Origin of the sequence: Streptomyces sp. NPDC020192, from assembly GCF_044388685.1 — a bacterium.
Lineage (GTDB): Bacteria > Actinomycetota > Actinomycetes > Streptomycetales > Streptomycetaceae > Streptomyces.
In genome coordinates this window covers 82719-102761 of the sequence record NZ_JBIRXG010000008.1, presented here as the reverse complement: position 1 = coordinate 102761, position 20043 = coordinate 82719, and the positions used below count along the sequence as shown (strand labels likewise).

Here is a 20043-nt window from a genome sequence, read left to right as displayed (position 1 = left end):
TTTTTACGTCTCTCTCGCTCAGTCGTCTTCGTTGTCGCCGAAGTCGGGGCGGACGTCCCGGGCGGCCATGATCTCGTCGTTGGAGGTGCCGGCGGCGACCATCGGCCAGACCATCGCGTCCTCGTGGACGATGAAGTCGATGACGACCGGACGGTCGTTGATGGAGTTCGCCTCCTCGATGACCTTGTCCAGGTCCTCCGGGCGCTCGCAGCGCAGGCCCACGCAGCCCATCGCCTCGGACAGCTTCACGAAGTCCGGCACGCGCGTGCCCTTCGCGTCCGGGTTGACGTCGTCCGGGCCGGAGTGCAGCACGGTGTTGGAGTAGCGCTGGTTGTAGAACAGGGTCTGCCACTGGCGGACCATGCCGAGGGCGCCGTTGTTGATGATGGCGACCTTGATCGGGATGTTGTTCAGCGCGCAGGTGGTCAGTTCCTGATTGGTCATCTGGAAGCAGCCGTCGCCGTCGATCGCCCAGACCGTACGGCCCGGCTGGCCGGCCTTGGCGCCCATCGCGGCCGGGACCGCGTAGCCCATGGTTCCGGCGCCGCCGGAGTTGAGCCAGGTGGCGGGCTTGTCGTACTGGATGAAGTGCGCGGCCCACATCTGGTGCTGGCCGACGCCCGCCGCGAAGATCGTGTCCTCCGGGGCGAGCTGCCCGATGCGCTCGATGACCGCCTGCGGGGACAGCGAGCCGTCCTCGGGCTGGTCGTAGCCGAGCGGGTAGGTCTCGCGCCAGCGGTTGAGGTCGCTCCACCAGGCGGTGTAGTCGCCCCGGTGGCCCTCGCTGTGCTCCTTCTGCACGGCCTGGACCAGGTCGGCGATGACCTCGCGGGCGTCACCGACGATCGGCACGTCGGCGGCGCGGTTCTTGCCGATCTCGGCCGGGTCGATGTCGGCGTGGACGATCTTGGCGTAGGGGGCGAAGCTGTCCAGCTTGCCGGTGACGCGGTCGTCGAAGCGGGCGCCGAGGGCGACGATCAGGTCGGCCTTCTGCAGCGCGGTGACGGCGGTGACCGCACCGTGCATGCCCGGCATTCCCACGTGCAGCGGGTGGCTGTCGGGGAACGCGCCGAGCGCCATCAGGGTGGTGGTGACGGGCGCTCCGGTGAGTTCGGCGAGGACCTTCAGCTCGGCGGTCGCGTGCGCCTTGAGGACGCCGCCGCCGACGTAGAGGACGGGCCGCTTGGCGGAGGTGATCAGCTTGGCCGCCTCGCGGATCTGCTTGGCGTGCGGCTTGGTCACCGGGCGGTAGCCGGGCAGGTCCATGGTGGGCGGCCAGGTGAAGGTGGTCTTCGCCTGGAGGGCGTCCTTGGCGATGTCGACCAGGACCGGGCCCGGGCGGCCGGTGGAGGCGATGTGGAACGCCTGCGCGATGACCCGCGGGATGTCCTCGGCCTTGGTGACGAGGAAGTTGTGCTTGGTGATCGGCATGGTGATGCCGACGATGTCCGCCTCCTGGAAGGCGTCCGTGCCGATCGACTTCGAGGCGACCTGGCCGGTGATCGCGACCAGCGGGACGGAGTCCATGTGGGCGTCGGCGATCGGCGTGACGAGGTTGGTGGCGCCGGGGCCGCTCGTCGCCATGCAGACGCCGACCTTGCCGGTGGCCTGCGCGTAGCCGGTGGCCGCGTGGCCGGCGCCCTGCTCGTGGCGGACCAGGACGTGGCGCACCCGCGTCGAGTCCATCAGCGGGTCGTACGCCGGCAGGATCGCGCCGCCGGGAATGCCGAATACCGTGTCCGCGCCGACCTCCTCGAGGGAGCGGATGAGGGACTGCGCACCCGTGACGTGCTCGACGGGGGCGGACTGCTGTCCTCCGGATCGGGGCCGCGGCTGCGGATGGGCCCCGGTGGCCTGCTCGGTCATCGGCATTCTCTTCTCGATGCTGAGGGTTTTTGCGAGGTTTGTGCGGAGTTCAAGCGCTGCACGGTCGGTGCTCGTGCAACAAAAAACCCCTCGTGCCGAAAGGCAAGCGAGGGGAGCGCGCCGGTGTGGTCGCTGGGGATTCCGGATCGTCCTCCGGTGGGTCCCAGCTCAGCCGACGCGCTTGCCAAGTACGAGAATTCGGGTGCGCATGGCACTGACCCTCCCCCCGGCGCACACCACGTGTCAAGTGGGTGGGACGGGAGTCTCAGAATGTGGGCGAAGGGCACTGCCGCCTCCGGAGACACGGGGCCTGCCGACCTGAAGTGGACAGCCGGAACACTCCCTGTCTACACCCCCGCGCCCCGCTCCTCCATGGCTCGCTCTCCTCCGGGGCGCACCGGCCGGTGCGCCTCCCGCACACTGCCCGCGAACGCCGGTTCCGCCGGTGGGTGCGGCACCGGATAGTGGCCGGATCCGAGCGCCCGGCGCAGCCGGTACTCGTCCACCGGACCGGCGAACGCCATGCCCTGCCCGTGCGAGCAGCCCATCGCGCGCAGCGCGACCACCTGCTCCGGCAGATCCACGCCCTCGGCCACGGACTGCAGCCCGAGATCGCCGGCGATCCGCAGCAGACCACTGGTGATCTTGTGCAGCCGCGCGGACTCCACGACGCCCTCGACCAGGCTGCGGTCGAGCTTCAGGATGTCCACCGGGAGCCTTCTGAGGGCCGTGATGGCCGCGTAGCCGCTGCCGAAACCGTCCAGCGCGATCCGCACCCCGAGCCTGCTGAGCGCGGTCAGCCGCCGCTCCAGCTCGTCCAGGGAGATCCGCGGATCGGTGTCGGACAGCTCCACGACCAGCGCGCCGGGCGGCAGCCCGTGCCGGGTCAGCAGCGCCTCCACGGAGCCGAGCGGACTCGACCGGTCCAGCAGCCGCCGGGCGCTCATCCGGACGGCCACCGGCATCACGAGCCCGCTCGCGGCCCGCTCGGCGGCCTGCTCGACGGCCTCCTGCAGGATCCAGCGGTCCAGCTCGGCGGTCTTGTCGCCGTCCTCGGTCACCCGCAGGAACTCCGCCGGGGTGAACAGCACCCCCTGCGAGGAGCGCCAGCGCGCCTGCGTGGAGACCGCCGTGATCCGGCCGTTCTCCAGGCACACCACCGGCTGGTGCAGCAGCGCGAACTCGCCGTCGTGCAGCGCGGCACGCAGGCGCGTGGCCAGCTCCGCCTTGCGTACGACGTCCTGCTGCATCTGCGGCTTGTACAGCTCGACCCGGCCCTTTCCGGCCGCTTTCGCGCGGTACATCGCCAGGTCGGCGTTGCGCAGCAGCTCGCCCGCGCCGAGGCCCGGTTCGGCGAAGGCGACGCCGATGGAGGCGTTGACCCGGACATCGTTGCCGTCGATGGCGTAGGGCTGGGAGAGGGTCACCCTGAGGCGGTCGGCGAGCTCCAGGATGTTGCGCTCCCGGGCGGCACGGTCACGGGTGCCGTCCCCGACGATCAGGGCCGCGAACTCGTCGCCGCCCAGCCGGGAGGCGGTGTCCCCCTGCCGGACCGCGTCCTGGAGTCTGCGGGCGGCCTGGACGAGCAGCTCGTCCCCGGCCTGGTGCCCGATCGTGTCGTTGACGGCCTTGAAGCCGTCCAGGTCGATGAAGAGCACCGCCGTGTTGCGCAGGGCGGTGCCCCGGTCGGTGGCGCGGCGGCCGGACAGGGCCTGCTGGACGCGTCGGGTGAACAGCGCGCGGTTGGGCAGGTCGGTCAGCGGGTCGTGCTCGGCGTTGTGCTGCAACTGTGCCTGCAGACGCACGCGTTCGGTCACGTCCCGGCTGTTGAAGATCAGCCCGCCGTGGTGGCGGTTGACGGTCGACTCGACGTTGAGCCAGCCGTCGTCACCGGACCGGAACCGGCACTCGATGCGGGTGGTGGGCTCCTCCAGCGGACTGACGGCGAGGAAGCGCCGCACCTCGTGCACCACACAGCCCAGGTCCTCCGGATGGATCAGGGCGGCCAGCTCGGTGCCCACCAGCTCCTCGGCGGGCCGGCCGTAGACCCCGGCGGCGGCCGGGGAGACGTACCGGAGCATGCCGTTGGGCGCGGCGATCATGATGACGTCGCTGGAGCCCTGCACCAGGGAGCGGAAGTGGTTCTCCTGCTGCGCCAGTTCCTGGGTGAGGGTGATGTTGTCCAGCAGCATGATGCCCTGCCGGATCACGAGCGCGAGCACGACCATGCCCGCCGTGATCAGCACGACGTGGTCGGGCCGGCGGCCGTCGAGGACGTTGTACAGGATGCCCAGGGTGCACACGGCGGCGGCCAGGTACGGGGTGAGCGCGGCGAGGGAACCGGTGAGCGGACGGCCCGCCGGGTAGCGGCTGTGGTCGCTGCCCGGGGCGGGCACGGGCACGTGGTGGTGACCCGTGCCGCGCGGTCCGGGTACGTGCTCGTGGACCACGCGCGTGTGCCCGTCCGGTACGTGCGGCTCGTGCGCGCCCTTGTGCCGGGGTGCGGCCCAGGGGGCGTAGGCGATGATCAGCGAACCGGCGAACCAGCCGGCGTCCAGCAGCTGTCCGGAGCGGTAGCTGTTGTGCAGCAGCGGGGAGGTGAACAGCGCGTCGCACATCACGGTCAGCGCGAGTCCGCCGATCGCGGTGTTCACCGCCGTACGACTGCCCGGGGTACGCCGGAAGTGCAGCGCGAGCACCATGCTGACCAGCGCGATGTCGAGCAGCGGGTACGCCAGCGACAGCGCGGTGTGCGCCACGCTCGGTCCGTCGAAGCGGGCCGCCTGGGCGAGCGCGAGACTCCACGACAGGGTCAGCAGCGAGCCGCCGATCAGCCAGGCGTCCAGCCCCAGGCAGATCCAGCCGGCCTTGGTCACCGGCCGTTTGGCCAGCACCAGCAGGCCCACGATGGCGGGCGGCGCGAAGCACAGGAAGAACAGGTCGGCGTAGGAGGGCGTGGGCACGGGCCGGGCGAGGACGACCTCGTACCACCCCCAGACCGCGTTACCGAGGGACGCCATCGTCGACGACAGGGCGAACAGCAGCCAGGCCGAGCGGAAGCGGACGCGTGGGCTGCGGGCGTACAGGAAGCAGGAGACGGCGGCGGCGCCCGCCGCCGCGCTCAGCCCGAAGTCGCCCATGATCAACGCCAGTTCGTGCGCACCCCAGTCGAACGCGGCCCCGACGGCGTAGGCCGCGCAGACCAGGGCGAGGGCGAGTTGCTCCCTCACGCGCGTGCACGCGTCGGCGGCCGGCCGGCGGGGCGGCGGGGCCTGCTGCGGATGCGGTGCGCGCACCGCGTCTTCGAGCGCGGTCGTCACCGTGAGCGGCGCAGTCACCGGGGCCTCCCGGTCCGCGCCGCTCCCGCGTCCCGCATCTCCCGGTGCGCTGGATGCGCATGGCGCCTGCGGGTGCTGTGCCTGCGCTGGTGGTGGCTGTGGTGGCCGGTGTGATGACCGCGTCTGCGCGCGGCCGTGCGCCAGGGTCGCCGTCGGCGGCTCCGCCGCGTCGGATCGTTCGTCCATAGGCCGTGCATCGCCCGTCGCCCCCCTCACAAATCTGAAATGTCCATCCCCGGCGCCGAAACAGTGAGCGGCGCAGCCCCTGTCCGGGACGATACACCAGGATCGTCACTCAGGGACATAGCTTCTCTACGCTCCGTGACGACCAGCGGAGATGCGAGCACGGGCCGCGTCCGGGGGGTTGCGGAGGGTGCCGGAACCGGATTCAGTGCGCGCCCGTACCCGCCGTTCCGGCGTCCGTCGTCAGGATCACGTTGCGCAGCGGCTCCTGGTTCACGAAGCGGGTCAACTGGTCGACGAGGAGCCGTTTGGCGCGGGGCAGGAAGGCCGAGGAGGGCCCGCCCACATGGGGGCTGATCAGCACACCAGGCGCCTGCCACAGGGGGTGGCCCGGGGGCAGCGGCTCGGGATCGGTGACGTCCAGAGCGGCGCTGATCCGGCCGCTCTTCAGCTCGGCGAGCAGCGCCTCGGTGTCCACGACGGGCCCGCGCGCGACGTTGACGAGCAGCGCCCCGTCCTTCATCCGCGCCAGGAACTCCGCGTTGACGAGACGGTGTGTGGCCTGAGTGAGCGGAGTGGCGAGGATGACGACATCCGCGTCCGGAAGCAGTGAGAGCACATCGTCGATCGGATGCACAAGACCGCGCGCCGTGGTGCGCCGGGAGCGCGCGATGCGCGCCACCCGCGCAACCTCGAAGGGCGTGAGCCGGTCCTCGATGGCGGCACCGATGGGGCCGTAGCCGACGATGAGGACGTTCTTGTCGGCGAGCGCGGGATAGAACCCCTGTTCCCAGCGTTCCTGCTGCTGGGCGCGCACGAACCCGGGGATGCCGCGCAGGGCGGCGAGGGTGAGGGTGAGGGCGAGTTCGGCGGTGCTCGCCTCGTGCACCCCGCGCGCGTTGCAGAGCGCGACGCCCGGCACGATGGAGTCGAGGTGCGCGGTGATGTCGTCGACGCCCGCGGTGAGCGTCTGGATCAGCCGCACATGCGTCAGCCGCTCGAGTGGCCGCACCCGCACGGGCATCGGCTTCATGTACGGCACGACGTACGCGGCGCAGTCCGCCGGGTCGCCGGGAAACTCCTGCTCACCGTCCACGCCGCCGTCCCAGAACAGGTACCGGGGCCCTTCGGGAAGCCCCTCGATCTCCTCCGGCGGGATGGGAAGCCACACATCCGTAGTCATGGGATGGAGGCTATGTCAGGGGCATGAGACGGCAGAGGTTAGGTTGGGAGCCGGAGAGGGAGGTTCACGAGCAGGTGGAGCGCAGGACGATCGGCGCGGGGGCACTCGCGGTGGGGGCCGTCGGACTCGGGTGCATGCCGATGAGCTGGGCGTACAGCACCTCGCGGCAGCGGGGCGAGGAGTCGGTGAGAGCCGTGCACCGGGCGCTGGACCTGGGCTCGACCCTTCTGGACACGGCGGACATGTACGGCCCGTTCACCAACGAACTGCTGCTGGGCCGGGTGCTGAAGGAGCGCCGCGGGGACGCCTTCGTGTCGACGAAGGCGGGTCTGCTGGTGGGCGAGCAGCACATCGTGGCCAACGGCCGCCCCGGCTATGTGAAGCGGGCGTGCGACGCCTCGCTCCGCCGCCTCCAGACGGACGTGATCGACCTCTACCAGCTGCACCGCGCCGACCCCGAGGTGCCCGTAGAGGAGACCTGGGGCGCGATGGCGGAGCTGGTACGGGCGGGCAAGGTGCGGGCGCTGGGCCTGTGCGCGGTGGGAGCGCGCGGTGGGCGCCGGTCGGGCGCCAGGCTGCACGACACGACCCTTGACCAGCTGCGGCGCGTGCAGCAGGTGTTCCCGGTGACCGCGGTGCAGGCGGAGCTGTCGGTGTGGTCACCGGAGGCGCTTCAGGGCCTGCTGCCGTGGTGCGAGGCACGAGGCGTGGGCTTCCTCGCGGCGATGCCGCTGGGCAACGGCTTCCTGACCGGCACGCTGACCCCCGGCGAGGGCTTCGAACCGGACGACCTCCGCGCCCGCCACCCCCGTTTCACGGCCGAGATGATGGCGTCCAACCAGCCGATCATCGCAGGCCTGCGCCGCATCGCCCACCGCCACGGCGAGCAGGTCACCCCGGCCCAGGTGGCCCTGGCCTGGGTCCTGTCCCAGGGCCGCCATGTGATCGCGCTGCCCGGTACCAAACGGGAGCGCTGGGCCGCCGAGAACGCGGCGGCGGCCGAACTGCGGCTGACCGAGCAGGACTTGGCGGAGGTGTCGCGGTTGCCGGGGGCACGGGGGTCCTGGGACTGAGGACCGGGCGGGCACGGGGCGGGTATGAGAGGTTGAGGGTGTCGCACCGCCGCCGTCGGCCGAAGGGACATCGATCGTGCACGCTCGCGCTGTGACGGCCGCGCTGGCTGCCGCCCTGCTGCTGACGGCCGGGTGCTCCGCGGGGAGCGCGGGGTCTCCGGGGGACGGCGACTCGGCGCCGGGCGGTACGGCGCCGGGGACCTCCGCCTCCTCGTCGGCCGCCGATCCGGTCCCACCGGCCAAGGGTTCGGTGAAGGTGCTGCGTACCGTGGCCGAGGGGCTGAGGACACCCTGGGGACTCGCTCCGCTGCCCGGCGGGGGCCTGCTCGTCTCCTCGCGTGACGACGGGACGATCACCCGGATCGACGAGAGGACCGGCAGGAAGACCGAGTTGGGCACGGTCTCCGGGGTCTCCCCGGCCGGCGAGGGCGGCCTGCTGGGCATCGCGCTGTCCCCCGCGTTCGCCTCGGACCACATGATCTACGCCTACTTCACCTCCGAATCCGACAACCGCATCGTGCGCGTGCTGTACGACGACAGGAAACCGGCCGGCGAGCAACTGGGCGCTCCGGACACGGTGTTCAAGGGCATCCCCAAGGGCACCGTCCACAACGGCGGCCGGATCGCGTTCGGCCCGGACCGCATGCTGTACGCGGGCACCGGCGAGAGCGGCGAGCGGGGCCTGGCGCAGGACAGGAAGTCCCTGGGCGGCAAGATCCTGCGCCTGACCCCGGAGGGCGAACCGGCGCCGGGCGACCCCTTCCCCGGCTCCCCGGTGTACTCGTACGGCCACCGGAACGTGCAGGGGCTGGCCTGGGACGACCGACAGCGCCTGTTCGCCTCGGAGTTCGGGCAGGACACCTGGGACGAGCTGAACGCGATCAAGCCCGGCGGCGACTACGGCTGGCCCGCCGCCGAGGGCAGGTCGTCCGACCCCGCCTTCCAGAACCCGGTCGCCCAGTGGCACACCGACGAGGCCTCCCCCAGTGGCATCGCCTACGTGAACGGCGTGATCTGGATGGCGGGCCTGCGGGGAGAGCGCCTGTGGCGCATCCCGCTGAAGGGAACGGAGGCAGCCGCCGCTCCGCAGGCCTTCCTCACCGGCGAGTACGGCCGGCTGCGCACGGTGGTCGCGGCCGACGGTGACAGGCTCTGGCTGCTGACGAGCAACACGGACGGCCGCGGCAGGCCGAAGCCGGGGGACGACCGGGTGCTGGAGGTCGAGGTGAGCTGAGGGGCACCGTTCGTCGTCGTCCGTCAGTCGTCGTCCGTCAGTCGTCGTCCGTGGTCTCCACTTCGGCGGGCGCCGGCTCCGGCAGGCGTACGACGACCTTTCCCGAGGCCAGGTCTATGGGCCCCCGGCCCGGGTCGGCGTCCCCGACGTCCTCGCGGGTCAGCTCCAGGCGGTTCTGCTCGTCGTGGGTGTGTCTGCGGCCGGGCGCGAACAGTTCCTCGAAGGCGTTGAACACGGCCCCTCCCCTCGCCGGTTTCCTCCAGCGTACGGGTCAGCCCGCCGAAGGCGCGGTGAGCGTCTCGGCCGGGAACAGTTCCAGCCGGTGGGCCACGGCCGCCGCCTCCCCTCTGCCCGAGACGCCGAGCTTGCCGAGGATGTTGGAGACGTGGACGCTCGCCGTCTTCGGGGAGATGAACAGCTCCTCGGCTATCTGGCGGTTGGTGCGGCCGGCCGCGACCAGGCGCAGGACGTCGCGTTCGCGGCTGGTGAGGCCGAGGGCCGCGGCCGGGTCGGCGGGGGCCAGGGCCTGGCGGGGGGCGCGGGTGAGGGTGAGGCGGGCGCGCTGGGCGAGGCGGGTGACCGCGTCGGCCAGGGGGCGGGCGCCCAGGTGGGCGGCGACCGCCCCGGACAGCCGGAGCAGTTCCAGCGCGCGGTCGCGTTCGTCGTCGCCGCCGTCGGCCAGCAGGGCCCCGGCCATGCGGTGGCGGACGCGGGCGAGGTCGTAGGGGCGGTCCAGGCACTCGAAGGCGGTGACCACCGGGGACCAGGTGTCGACGGTGTCCCGGCCCTCCGCGCGAAGCAACTCGGCGCGGGTCCAGTGGTCGTAGGCCTGCCACAGGGGCGCCCCCGTGGTGAGTTTCCGGACCGTCTCGAAGAGGCGGTCCAGGATCTCCGCGCGGCCGGGCCCGGCGGCGGGCTGGGTGCGGGCGTCGGCCTCGGCGCCGGCGGCCGCCAGCAGCAGCGGCCAGCCGTAGCGGTGGGTGCCGGGCGGGAATCCGGCGTCCAGGGCCTGGAGCAGTACGGCACGGGCGTCGGCGACACGGCCCTCCTCGGCGGCGACGCCCAGGGTGATGCGGGCCAGCGGCAGCGACTGCTGGGGCATGGGGTCGTGGCTGCCGTAGTGCGTGCGGGCGGCCGCGAGGTGCCGGCCGGCCTCGGCGAGGTCGCCGCGGGCCAGGGCGAGGTGGGCCAGCTTCAGGGCGCCCGCGCCGCGGGGCTTGGCGCCGTGACCGACCCGGGTGGCGTGCGCCGCGGCCTCGGCGGCCTCCTGCCACTGACCGAGTGAGTACAGCGCGTCGGACAGATTGCCCCACATCCATGCCTCGGAGTCCAGCTGCCCGTACCTGCGGGCGAAGGCGATGCCCTCGCGCAGCAGGGGCGCCGCCTCGCGGTCCCGGCCGACGCTCTGCAGCTCGGAGGGCAGGTTCACATAGGCGCGGCCCGCGACATGGTGCACGCCCTCCGCGAGGGTGTCCTGCAGGACCTGCCGCATCTCCGTGAGCCCGGTGCCGAAGTCGCCGGCGTCCACCATGAGGCCGCCCAGCGTCAGACGGGCGTGCAGTTCGATGTCGCGGGCGCCGACCATCCGCGCGTACTCCACGGCCCGCTCGGCGGCGGCGAACGCCTCGGGTCCGGGCCGGTGGAGCATGGACCAGTTGGCGGCCAGGGCCAGTACCTCGGCGTGCACCTCGGACGGGGGCAGACCGCGCACCAGGTCCTGGGCGGTGGCCAGTTCCTGCCGGCCGTCGCCGCGGGCCTGAGCCTGGACCAGCAGGGAGCGCTGCACCCAGAACCAGGCTGCGCGCTGGGGGTCCGGCTCGTCCTCCAGGAGGCGCAGCGCCCGCTTGGTGATCTTCAGCGCGCGCTCCCGCTCGCCGCCGAAGCGGCCCGCGACGGCGGCCTCGGCCAACAGGTCGAGATAGCGCAGCGGGGTGGTGGCCGGGTCGCAGCCGCACGGGGGGAAGGCCTCGGTGTAGTCGACCGGGCGCAGGGCGGAGCGGACCTCCTCGGGTGCGCTGTCCCACAGCTCCATCGCCCGCTCCAGCAGCCCCAGTTGCTCGGTGTAGGCGTGCCGGCGGCGGGCCACGACGGAGGCGTCCAGGACGGCGGGCAGGGCCTTGGCCGCGTCGTGCGCGTGGTACCAGTAACTGGCCAGGCGCATCACGCGCGCGTCGGCCGGGACCAGCGCGGGGTCGGCCTCCACGGCTTCGGCGTAGCGGCGGTTGAGCCGGGAGCGCTCGCCGGGCAGCAGGTCGTCGGAGACGGCCTCGCGGACCAGGGAGTGCCGGAAGCGGTAGCCGTCGCCTGCCGGGGTGACGGTGAGGATGTGGGCGCCGACGGCGGCCCGCAGCGCCTCGATGAGGTCGTCCTCGGCGAGCCCGGCCACGGCGGCGATCAGCCGGTACTCCACGGTGGAGCCGCCCTCGGCGACGATGCGGGCGACCCGCTGGGCGCTCTCGGGCAGCGTCTCGACCCGCACCAGGAGCAGGTCGCGCAGGGAGTCGGTGAGGCAGGTGCAGCGTTCGTCGCAGCCGGCGACCGCCAGTTCCTCGACGAAGAAGGCGTTGCCGTCGGAGCGTTCGAAGATGTCGTCCACGCGCGCGGGGTCGGGTTCGGCAGCGAGGATGCCGGCGATCTGGCGGGCGACCTCCTCGCGCGTGAAGCGGGCGAGCTCGATCCGGCGGACCGTGCGCAGCCGGTCGAGCTCGGCGAGCAGGGGGCGCAGCGGATGGCGGCGGTGGATGTCGTCGGAGCGGTAGCTGGCGAGGACCAGGAGCCGGCCGGCGCGCAGGGTGCGGAAGAGGTAGGCGAGGAGGTGGCGGGTCGAGGCGTCGGCCCAGTGCAGGTCCTCCAGGACGAACACGACCGGCCGCTCGGCGGCGACCCGCTCCAGCAGCCGGACGGTCAGCTCGAACAGGATGGCCATGCCCTGCTCGTCGTGCCGGCCGGCGCCGGCCTCGCCCAGGTCGGGCAGGAGCCGGGCCAGCTCCTCCTCCTGACCGCTCGCGGCGGCGGCGAACTCCTCGGGCAGGGCGTCGCGCAGGGTGCGCAGCGCGGTGGAGAAGGGGGCGAACGGCAGTCCGTCCGCGCCGATCTCGACGCAGCCGCCGACGGCGACGACCGCGTGCCGGCCGGCGGCCGCGGCGAACTCCTCGACGAGGCGGGTCTTGCCGACCCCGGCCTCCCCGCCGAGCAGCAGCGCCTGCGGCTCGCCGGCGCGGGCGCGGCCGAGCGCGTCGTTCAGCGTGTCCAGCTCGTCGGTGCGGCCGACGAACACGGGACTGACGGACCTGGTCTCCACGGGCCCGAGCATCGCATGAGGTCCGGGCGGTGCGTCACCGGTTTTCCACAGGCCCGGTGTGATGGTCGTACCAACCCCTGTACGGGACGGAAGACGGCCGACCCCCGTACGGCCTCCTTCCGTCCCGCCCGGGTCCGCCGGCCCGGTGTTCACGCGGTGCGCGGGAGCCGGTGCCGGCGGGGCCGGTCGGTATGGGACGGGGCACCCGCGCCGTCGTGGCCGGCCTGCTCCGCGCGACGGGCGGCGCGGCGGGCCCGGACGGCGGAGCGGGCCAGCCGCTCCTGCTCGGCCTCGCGCAGCAGCTGGGCGGTGTGCGTCTTCTGGTAATCGATCCCGATCACGGCGTTTCCTCGTTTCCTTCGGAGAGGGTCCGAAGAGAGTCGGTGTGGTGCGTCGCGTTCTGCGATGACTCCACCTTCGTCTTTGAGGGGGGTGTGCCACATCGGGAGAGTTCCGCATCTTCGCGCCGGCCGCGGGCCGCACGCGCGTGTAAGGGGCCTCAGGGAGTCCCTAAGGTGCTCATGGATTCCCTAAGGCCCCTGGGACCTGCGGTTTCTCAGCTCGTCGAGGGCAGGCCGAGCAGTGCGTCGGAGTACTTCAGGACGGCCAGGACCAGGCCGATGACACCGAGCGAGACACCCGCCCAGGCCACCGACCTGATCCAGGGCGCCTGCGGCCGGCCCGGAGCGCCGAACGCGGGCCGGGCGAGCACGACCACGCCGGTGAGCAGCGCGGCCAGCGCGAACAGGCCGGCCCACAGGGCGGTGCTGTGCCAGGCGTCGCCGTAGACCGCCTTGATCTGTCGGGCGACGCTCGCCGTGGACGAGGTCCGCAGCTGGCCGACGAGTTGCTGGCGGGCGCCGGCGACGGTGCCGATCCAGCCGCCGCTGAGCGAGACCAGGCCCAGCGCGGCGGACACGACCGCACCGGCGCCCTGTCCGACCCCGGACGGGGCCTTGGCCTCCGGCTCACCGGCCTCGTCCTCAGCAGCCTCCTCCTCGACGGCCACCTCAGCCTCCTCCTCGGTGGCATCCGCCTGCCCGGCGTCCTCCTCAAGAACCTGTGCGGCCTCCACCGCCGTCTCGTCGCCCTGCGCCTCGGTGCCGGCCTCGGCGCCCTTCTGTGTCTTCGTAGCCATGCCCGGCACCGTACGGACGCTGTCTGAGAGGTCTCTTAATGATCGTTCTGCCCGGTACGCGCGCGTGCCGCGCGCCACTCGGGGGCGAGGACCGACCAGACCTCGGTGTCGTGCCGGACGCCCTGGTGCGGGTGGTTCTGGCGGAGCACGCCGTCGCGGGTCATGCCGAGCCGCCGGGCGACGTTGATGCTCGGCTGGTTGCCGGAGGCCGCGTGCCACTCCACGCGGTGGATGCCCCGGTCCTCGACGGCCCAGTCGATGAGGATCCGCATCGCGCGGGTGATCAGTCCGCGCCCGGTCGCGGCGGGTTCCAGCCAGCAGCCGACCTCGCAGTTGCCGCGCTCGGCGTCGAAGTTCAGCGTCAGCACCCCGCCCACGAGCTTCCCGTCCAGCCAGATGCCGTGGTACGAGGCGCTGTCGGCGGCGCGCAGATCGGCGTACCGCTGGAGCGTGGCCCGTGCGGAGTCCACGTCCGTGGCCTGTGCGCCGAACGGGATGAACTGCCCGATGAACTCCCTGCCGCGGTCCAGGTGGGCGAGGAACTCCTCGACGTGCCAGACCTCCAGGGGCCGCAGTTCGGCGCCTTCGTCACCCAGGGATATCGCGTACATCGTGCTCCTGTTCCTCCCCCAGCTCTGCCATCGAGACGTTCCCGAGCCTCTCATGGGCGGTGCGGCACTCGGGCGGCTCGATGCTGACGCGGGGCAGGCGGCGCTCCAGCCAGGCGGGCAGCCACCAGTTCGCGGCGCCGAGCAGATGCATCAGGGCGGGCACGAGCAGCGTGCGCAGCACGAAGGCGTCGAGGGCGACGGCGGAGGCCAGCGCGATGCCGAACATGGCGATGACCCGGTCGCCGCTGAGCACGAAGGCGAGGAAGACCGAGATCATGATGACCGCGGCGGAGTTGATGACCCGGCTGGTCTCGGCGAGACCCACGCGGACGGCGCGCCGGTTGTCGCCGGTCTCCAGCCACTCCTCGTACATCCGGCTGACCAGGAAGACCTGGTAGTCCATGGAGAGGCCGAAGAGCACCGAGACCATGATCACCGGCAGGAAGGGCTCGATGGGTCCCGCCCGGCCCAGGCCGAGCAGCTCGCTGCCCCAGCCCCACTGGAAGACGGCGACGACGATGCCGAACGCGGCGGCGACGGCGGCGATGTTCATCGCGGCGGCCTTGGCCGGGATGCCGAGGGAACGGAAGGCGACCAGCAGCAGAAGGCAGCCGAGCCCGACGACCGTGCCGACGAACAGCGGCAGTTTGCCGACGATCACATCCGCGAAGTCGTCGTACCCGGCGGTCACTCCGCCGACCTGGACGTCCAGGGAGGTGCCGGTCTCCGCGCGGGGCAGCACATGGGTGCGCAGCCGGTCCACGAGGTCGCTGGTGTCCTGTGACTGGGGCGCCGAGTCGGGGACGACCGTGAGGTAGGCGGTGTCGCCGCCGGTGTCGTAGACGACCGGGGTGACGGAGGCGACGCCCCGGGTGGCGCGCAGGGTGGTGTCGAGGTTGTCCAGGACGAGCTTGTCGCCGGCTCCGTCCACCCGGGTCACCAGGGTGAGCGGCCCGTTCACGCCCGGGCCGAAGCCCTCGGCGAGCAGGTCGTAGGCCTTGCGGGTGGTGGAGGTGCGCGGGTCGTTGCCCTGGTCGGAGGTGCCCAGATGCAGCGAGAGGGTGGGCAGGGCGAGCACCGCGATGACGGCGACGGCGAGCGCGCCGAGCAGCTTGGGGTGACGCTCGACCAGCGCCGACCAGCGGGCGGCGAGGCCCGTGGGCAGCTCCGGGCGCGGCCCGTGCGCGGCGAGCCGGCGCCGCTCGCGGCGGCTGAGGGCGCGCGGGCCGATGTACGACAGCAGGGCGGGCAGCAGGGTGACCGAGGCGGCGACGGTGAGCACGACCGTCAGCGAGGCGGCGACGGCGACCCCGTTGAGGAAGCTCAGCCGCAGTATCAGCATCCCCAGCAGGGCGATGCACACCGTCGCACCCGCGAACACGACGGCGCGTCCGGTGGTGGCGACGGCGTTCGTGGCGGCCTCGGTGACGCTCAGGCCGCGTTTCAGACCGCGCCGGTGCCGGGTCACTATGAACAGCGCGTAGTCGATGCCGACACCGAGCCCGATCAGCATGCCCAGCATCGGCGCGAAGTCGGCGACGGTCATGGCGTGCCCGAGCAGCCCGATGCCGGCGTACGCGGTGCCGACGCCGACCAGCGCGGTGGCGATCGGCAGAACCGAGGCGGCGAGCGAGCCGAAGGCGAGGAACAGGACGACGGCCGCGACGAGCACGCCGACCAGCTCGGCGGTGTGCTCGCGCGGGGACGCGGTGAGCCCGATCGCACTGCCGCCCAGCTCCACCTGGAGGCCCTGGCTCTCGGCGGCCTTGGCGGTGCGCACCACGGCCTGCGCCTCGGACTTTCCGATCTCCTCGGACGGCCGTGTGAAGGTGACGGTGGCGTACGCCGTACGGCCGTCGGCGCTGATCCGGTGCGTGCCCTGGCCGCCGTACGGGCCGGACACCGAGGCCACGCCGGGCAGCGAGGCGATCCGGTCCAGGGTGCGGGTCATGGTCTGCTCGACGTCGGTGGCCCGGACGCCGCCGCCGGTGGTGTGCCAGACGACGGTGTCACTGTCCCCGCCAAGGCCCGGGAAACCCTCGGTGAGCAGCTGGGCCGCCCGGCCGGACTCGGTGCCCGGGACCTCGTAGTCGTTCGAGTACGACGTACCGGCGACGGCGGCGGCCGCGCTCACCCCGCCGAAGGCGAGGAGCCACAGCAGCACGGTGATCAGCCGGTGCCGGACACACCAACGGGCGAGGTCTGCCACGGACGTGCTCCCAGGATGACGATTTGTGGATCTTTGGCCGGGAACGATCGTCCATAAACTGAACAGCCCGCAAAGAACGGATGAGCAATCGCAGGACACTCTTGCAGGCGAAAGTGATCGTTTGCCGTGTTCGTGGGCTTCTTCACAGGAGTGCGAGGGACGTCACAGGACAGTCGGGCGAACTCTGTCGCGTCCCCTGGGCACTTCAGCCGGACTGGTCCCCCAGCGCCATGACCATCGTCCCGGCGATCAGCAGCCACAGGGCCCTGCGGGTACGGCCCCTGGCCCCGAGTACGGCGGCGAGGGCGCACACGGCGCCGCCGAGGGCGTAGGCGGCGGGGACGCGGGCGGGGGCGGAAGCGGTGAGCTTGAGCAGGGAGGCGGCGAGGCCGGCGAGGGTCAGCAGCACACCGGTACCGGCGGCCAGCCAGCGGGCCCGGCGGGCGTCCTCGACGTAGTCCTCCGCTTCTTCCGCTTCTTCGTCGGTGTCTTCCGCAGTGTCCTCGAAGTCGGCTATCGCGGGTCGGGGGTCGGAATCGGTGCGTGCCCTCATGGCGGGCGAGCGTAGTACCTGCGGCCGGGGAGCATGAGAACGGCCCCGGAGGACATGCCTCCGGGGCCGTACACAGGGTGGGCTCAGCCCTCGCTGACGCCCAGCTTCTGCAGGATCAGCTCCTTGACGCGGGCCGCGTCGGCCTGGCCGCGGGTGGCCTTCATGACCGCGCCGACCAGGGCGCCGGCCGCGGCCACCTTGCCGCTGCGGATCTTGTCCGCGATGCCGGGGTTGCCGGCGATGGCCTCGTCGACGGCCGTACCCAGCGCGGAGTCGTCCGAGACGACCTTCAGGCCGCGCTTCTCGACGACCTCGTCCGGGGTGCCCTCGCCCACGAGGACGCCCTCGATGACCTGCCGGGCCAGCTTGTCGTTCAGGTCACCCTTCGCGACCAGCTCGGCGACCCGGGCCACCTGCTGCGGCGTGATGGCCAGCTCGTCCAGCGCCTTGCCGGACTCGTTGGCGCTGCGTGCCAGTTCGCCCATCCACCACTTGCGGGCGGAGGCCGCGTCGGCACCGGCGTCGATCGTGGCGACGATCGGGTCCAGCGCGCCGGCGTTGAGGATCGCCTGCATGTCGGTGGCCGAGATGCCCCACTCGGCGAGCAGCCGGGTGCGGCGGGCCAGCGGCATCTCCGGCAGCGCGCCGCGGATCTCCTCGACCCACTCACGGGAGGGGGCCACCGGGACGAGGTCGGGCTCCGGGAAGTACCGGTAGTCCTCGGCCTCCTCCTTCACGCGGCCCGAGGTCGTGGACCCCGTGTCCTCGTGGAAGTGGCGGGTCTCCTGCACGATCGTGCCGCCGCCGCCGAGGACGGCCGCGTGCCGCATGATCTCGAAGCGGGCCGCGCGCTCCACGGAACGCAGCGAGTTGACGTTCTTGGTCTCGGAGCGCGTGCCGAACTTCTCGCCGCCCTTGGGCATCAGCGACAGGTTCACGTCGCAGCGCATCTGGCCCATCTCCATGCGGGCCTCGGAGACACCGAGGGCACGGATGACCTCGCGCAGCTCACGGACGTACGCCTTCGCCACCTCGGGGGCACGGTCGCCGGCACCGACGATCGGCTTGGTGACGATCTCGATGAGCGGGATGCCCGCGCGGTTGTAGTCCAGCAGCGAGTGCTGCGCGCCGTGGATACGACCGGTCGCGCCGCCCACGTGGGTGGACTTGCCGGTGTCCTCCTCCATGTGGGCGCGCTCGATCTCCACGCGGAAGGTCTCGCCGTCCTCCAGCTGCACGTCGAGGTAGCCGTTGAAGGCGATCGGCTCGTCGTACTGGGAGGTCTGGAAGTTCTTCGGCATGTCCGGATAGAAGTAGTTCTTCCGGGCGAAGCGGCACCACTCGGCGATCTCGCAGTTCAGCGCGAGACCGATCTTGATCGCGGACTCGACGCCGGTCGCGTTGACGACCGGGAGCGCGCCCGGCAGGCCGAGGCAGACGGGGCAGGTCTGGGTGTTCGGGTCGGCGCCGAGCGCCGTCGAACAGCCGCAGAACATCTTGGTCTTGGTGCCGAGTTCGACATGGACCTCGAGGCCCATGACGGGGTCGTACGACGCCAGCGCGTCCTCGTACGACACCAGGTCGGTCGTGGTGGTCACGGTGAAAACTTCCCTCTCAGCCCAGCAGGACGTCGTCGTCGCCCAGCCGCTTCAGCTCACGGCAGAGGATCGCGAGGCCGGTGACGATCGCGACGGCGGACACGGTGGCGTCGATCAGCCGCAGTGTGTCGCCCTCGGAGCGGGCCTTCTTGATCTGCTTGGCGACACCGAACGCGCCGAACGCGGTGGTGGCCATGGACAGGTACGTACCGGACTTGGACTTCTTGAAGCCCTTGGCCTTGGTCAGTGCGCTCACAGCGACGGAGCCTCCTCCAGCAGCGGGTGTCCCCACTTTTCCACGAAGGCGGCCTCGACGGCGGCGCCCACCTTGTACAGGCGGTCGTCCTGCATCGCCGGGGCGATGATCTGCAGGCCCACCGGGAGGTTGTCCTCCGGGGCGAGGCCGCAGGGCAGGGACATGGCCGCGTTGCCCGCCAGGTTGGTCGGGATGGTGCACAGGTCCGCGAGGTACATCGCCATCGGGTCGTCGGCGCGCTCGCCGATCGCGAAGGCGGTGGTCGGGGTCGTCGGCGAGACGATGACGTCGACCTGCTCGAAGGCCTTCTCGAAGTCCCGCGTGATGAGCGTGCGGACCTTCTGGGCGGAGCCGTAGTACGCGTCGTAGTACCCGCTCGACAGGGCGTACGTGCCGAGCATGATGCGGCGCTTGACCTCGGGGCCGAATCCCGCCTCGCGGGTGAGCGAGGTGACCTCCTCGGCCGAGTGGCCGCCGTCGTCGCCCGTACGAAGGCCGTAGCGCAGGCCGTCGAAGCGGGCGAGGTTGGAGGAGCACTCGGACGGCGCGATCAGGTAGTACGCCGACAGCGCGAGGTCGAAGGACGGGCAGTCCAGCTCGACGATCTCGGCGCCCAGCTCCTTCAGCAGCTCGACCGACTCGTCGAAGCGCTGGATGACACCGGCCTGGTAGCCCTCGCCGCGGAACTGCTTGACCACGCCGACGCGCATGCCCTGCACGCTGCCGTTGCGGGCGGCCTCGACGACCGGCGGGACCGGGGCGTCGATGGAGGTGGAGTCGAGCGGGTCGTGCCCGGCGATGACCTCGTGCAGCAGCGCCGCGTCCAGGACCGTACGGGCGCAGGGCCCGCCCTGGTCGAGGGAGCTCGAGAACGCGACCATGCCGAAGCGGGACACGGCCCCGTACGTCGGCTTCACGCCGACCGTGCCGGTGACGGCGGCCGGCTGACGGATGGAGCCGCCGGTGTCGGTGCCGATGGCGAGCGGGGCCTGGAAGGAGGCGAGGGCGGCACTCGACCCGCCGCCGGAGCCGCCGGGGATCTTGGTGAGGTCCCAGGGGTTGCCGGTCGGGCCGTAGGCGCTGTTCTCGGTGGAGGACCCCATGGCGAACTCGTCCATGTTGGTCTTGCCGAGAATGACGACGTCAGCGGCCTTCAGCCGCTTGGTGAGGGTGGCGTCGTACGGCGGAATCCACCCTTCCAGGATCTTCGAACCGACGGTCGTGGGCACGCCCTCGGTGGTGAAGATGTCCTTGAGCGCGAGCGGGACGCCGGCGAGCGGCCCGAGCTTCTCGCCACGGGCCCGCTTCTCGTCCACGGCGCGGGCCTGGGCGAGAGCGCCCTCGCGGTCGACGTGCAGGAAGGCGTGCACCTTCTCGTCGACGGCCTCGATCCGGGCGAGGTGGGCCTCGGTGACCTCGACGGCCGTGAGCTCGCCGGAGGCGATCTTCTCGGCGGTCTGCGCGGCCGTGAGCTTGATGATGTTGCTGTCCGTCATGGCG

At 72.0% G+C, this 20043-nt stretch carries 14 protein-coding genes and 1 pseudogene; 2 read left to right on the top strand and 13 right to left on the bottom strand.

What is annotated here, in order from left to right:
- Positions 1 to 18: 18 nt before the first annotated feature.
- From ACH47Z_RS17480 to ACH47Z_RS17470, 3 genes and pseudogenes are all read right to left on the bottom strand, one after another.
- On the bottom strand, positions 19 to 1866 hold the full coding sequence (locus ACH47Z_RS17480; protein WP_399074421.1) for an acetolactate synthase large subunit: 1848 nt from the start codon (positions 1864 to 1866) through the stop codon (positions 19 to 21).
- Between the two features lie 243 nt (positions 1867 to 2109).
- Positions 2110 to 5096 (bottom strand): annotated as a pseudogene (locus ACH47Z_RS17475) (putative bifunctional diguanylate cyclase/phosphodiesterase).
- 496 nt (positions 5097 to 5592) lie between these two features.
- Entirely contained in the window at positions 5593 to 6570 is a 978-nt protein-coding gene (locus ACH47Z_RS17470; RefSeq protein WP_399074419.1) for a 2-hydroxyacid dehydrogenase, read from the bottom strand.
- A 74-nt stretch (positions 6571 to 6644) separates the two neighbouring features.
- Here ACH47Z_RS17470 and ACH47Z_RS17465 point away from each other — a divergent pair, with 74 nt between their 5' ends.
- Both ACH47Z_RS17465 and ACH47Z_RS17460 read left to right on the top strand, forming a co-directional pair.
- On the top strand, positions 6645 to 7643 hold the full coding sequence (locus tag ACH47Z_RS17465; protein WP_399074417.1) for an aldo/keto reductase: 999 nt from the start codon (positions 6645 to 6647) through the stop codon (positions 7641 to 7643).
- Positions 7644 to 7734: 91 nt separating this feature from the next.
- On the top strand, positions 7735 to 8877 hold the full coding sequence (locus ACH47Z_RS17460) for a PQQ-dependent sugar dehydrogenase (protein ID WP_399074839.1): 1143 nt from the start codon (positions 7735 to 7737) through the stop codon (positions 8875 to 8877).
- A 37-nt stretch (positions 8878 to 8914) separates the two neighbouring features.
- Here ACH47Z_RS17460 and ACH47Z_RS17455 read toward each other — a convergent pair whose 3' ends face one another.
- The 10 genes from ACH47Z_RS17455 to gatA all read right to left on the bottom strand — a co-directional run bounded on the left by ACH47Z_RS17455 (position 8915) and on the right by gatA (position 20039).
- A complete protein-coding gene (locus tag ACH47Z_RS17455) occupies positions 8915 to 9112 on the bottom strand; it encodes a DUF6191 domain-containing protein (protein ID WP_399074415.1) in 198 nt (65 codons plus the stop codon).
- A 36-nt stretch (positions 9113 to 9148) separates the two neighbouring features.
- Entirely contained in the window at positions 9149 to 12190 is a 3042-nt protein-coding gene (locus tag ACH47Z_RS17450) for an AAA family ATPase (protein WP_399074413.1), read from the bottom strand.
- Positions 12191 to 12327: 137 nt separating this feature from the next.
- Positions 12328 to 12519: a hypothetical protein gene (locus tag ACH47Z_RS17445; RefSeq protein ID WP_399074411.1), complete on the bottom strand. Its 192-nt coding sequence runs from the start codon at positions 12517 to 12519 to the stop codon at positions 12328 to 12330.
- 215 nt (positions 12520 to 12734) lie between these two features.
- Positions 12735 to 13316 carry a hypothetical protein gene (locus tag ACH47Z_RS17440; protein WP_399074409.1) on the bottom strand — a complete coding sequence of 194 codons (582 nt, stop codon included), beginning with the start codon at positions 13314 to 13316 and terminating at the stop codon, positions 12735 to 12737.
- Between the two features lie 35 nt (positions 13317 to 13351).
- Positions 13352 to 13927 carry a GNAT family N-acetyltransferase gene (locus tag ACH47Z_RS17435; protein WP_399074407.1) on the bottom strand — a complete coding sequence of 192 codons (576 nt, stop codon included), beginning with the start codon at positions 13925 to 13927 and terminating at the stop codon, positions 13352 to 13354.
- Positions 13905 to 16136 (bottom strand): MMPL family transporter, encoded by a 2232-nt coding sequence (locus ACH47Z_RS17430; RefSeq protein ID WP_399074405.1) that lies wholly within the window; start codon positions 16134 to 16136, stop codon positions 13905 to 13907. Before ACH47Z_RS17430 ends, ACH47Z_RS17435 begins: the two co-directional genes overlap by 23 nt.
- Positions 16137 to 16341: 205 nt before the next feature.
- Entirely contained in the window at positions 16342 to 16689 is a 348-nt protein-coding gene (locus ACH47Z_RS17425) for a hypothetical protein (RefSeq protein ID WP_399074403.1), read from the bottom strand.
- An 83-nt stretch (positions 16690 to 16772) separates the two neighbouring features.
- On the bottom strand, positions 16773 to 18287 hold the full coding sequence (gatB, locus tag ACH47Z_RS17420; RefSeq protein ID WP_399074401.1) for an Asp-tRNA(Asn)/Glu-tRNA(Gln) amidotransferase subunit GatB: 1515 nt from the start codon (positions 18285 to 18287) through the stop codon (positions 16773 to 16775).
- 16 nt (positions 18288 to 18303) lie between these two features.
- On the bottom strand, positions 18304 to 18543 hold the full coding sequence (locus tag ACH47Z_RS17415; protein WP_399074399.1) for a hypothetical protein: 240 nt from the start codon (positions 18541 to 18543) through the stop codon (positions 18304 to 18306).
- Positions 18540 to 20039, bottom strand: a complete 1500-nt coding sequence (gatA, locus tag ACH47Z_RS17410; RefSeq protein ID WP_399074397.1) for an Asp-tRNA(Asn)/Glu-tRNA(Gln) amidotransferase subunit GatA — start codon at positions 20037 to 20039, stop codon at positions 18540 to 18542. Before gatA ends, ACH47Z_RS17415 begins: the two co-directional genes overlap by 4 nt.
- Positions 20040 to 20043 lie beyond the last annotated feature (4 nt).

What these genes read in the sequence shown, in the direction of transcription:
- ACH47Z_RS17480 (WP_399074421.1), bottom strand. Translation starts at nt 1,866, where the DNA reads ATGACCGAGCAGGCCACCGGGGCCCATCCGCAGCCGCGGCCCCGATCC.
- ACH47Z_RS17470 (WP_399074419.1), bottom strand. Translation starts at nt 6,570, where the DNA reads ATGACTACGGATGTGTGGCTTCCCATCCCGCCGGAGGAGATCGAGGGG.
- ACH47Z_RS17450 (WP_399074413.1), bottom strand. Translation starts at nt 12,190, where the DNA reads ATGCTCGGGCCCGTGGAGACCAGGTCCGTCAGTCCCGTGTTCGTCGGC.
- ACH47Z_RS17440 (WP_399074409.1), bottom strand. Translation starts at nt 13,316, where the DNA reads ATGGCTACGAAGACACAGAAGGGCGCCGAGGCCGGCACCGAGGCGCAG.
- ACH47Z_RS17435 (WP_399074407.1), bottom strand. Translation starts at nt 13,927, where the DNA reads ATGTACGCGATATCCCTGGGTGACGAAGGCGCCGAACTGCGGCCCCTG.
- ACH47Z_RS17425 (WP_399074403.1), bottom strand. Translation starts at nt 16,689, where the DNA reads ATGAGGGCACGCACCGATTCCGACCCCCGACCCGCGATAGCCGACTTC.
- gatA (WP_399074397.1), bottom strand. Translation starts at nt 20,039, where the DNA reads ATGACGGACAGCAACATCATCAAGCTCACGGCCGCGCAGACCGCCGAG.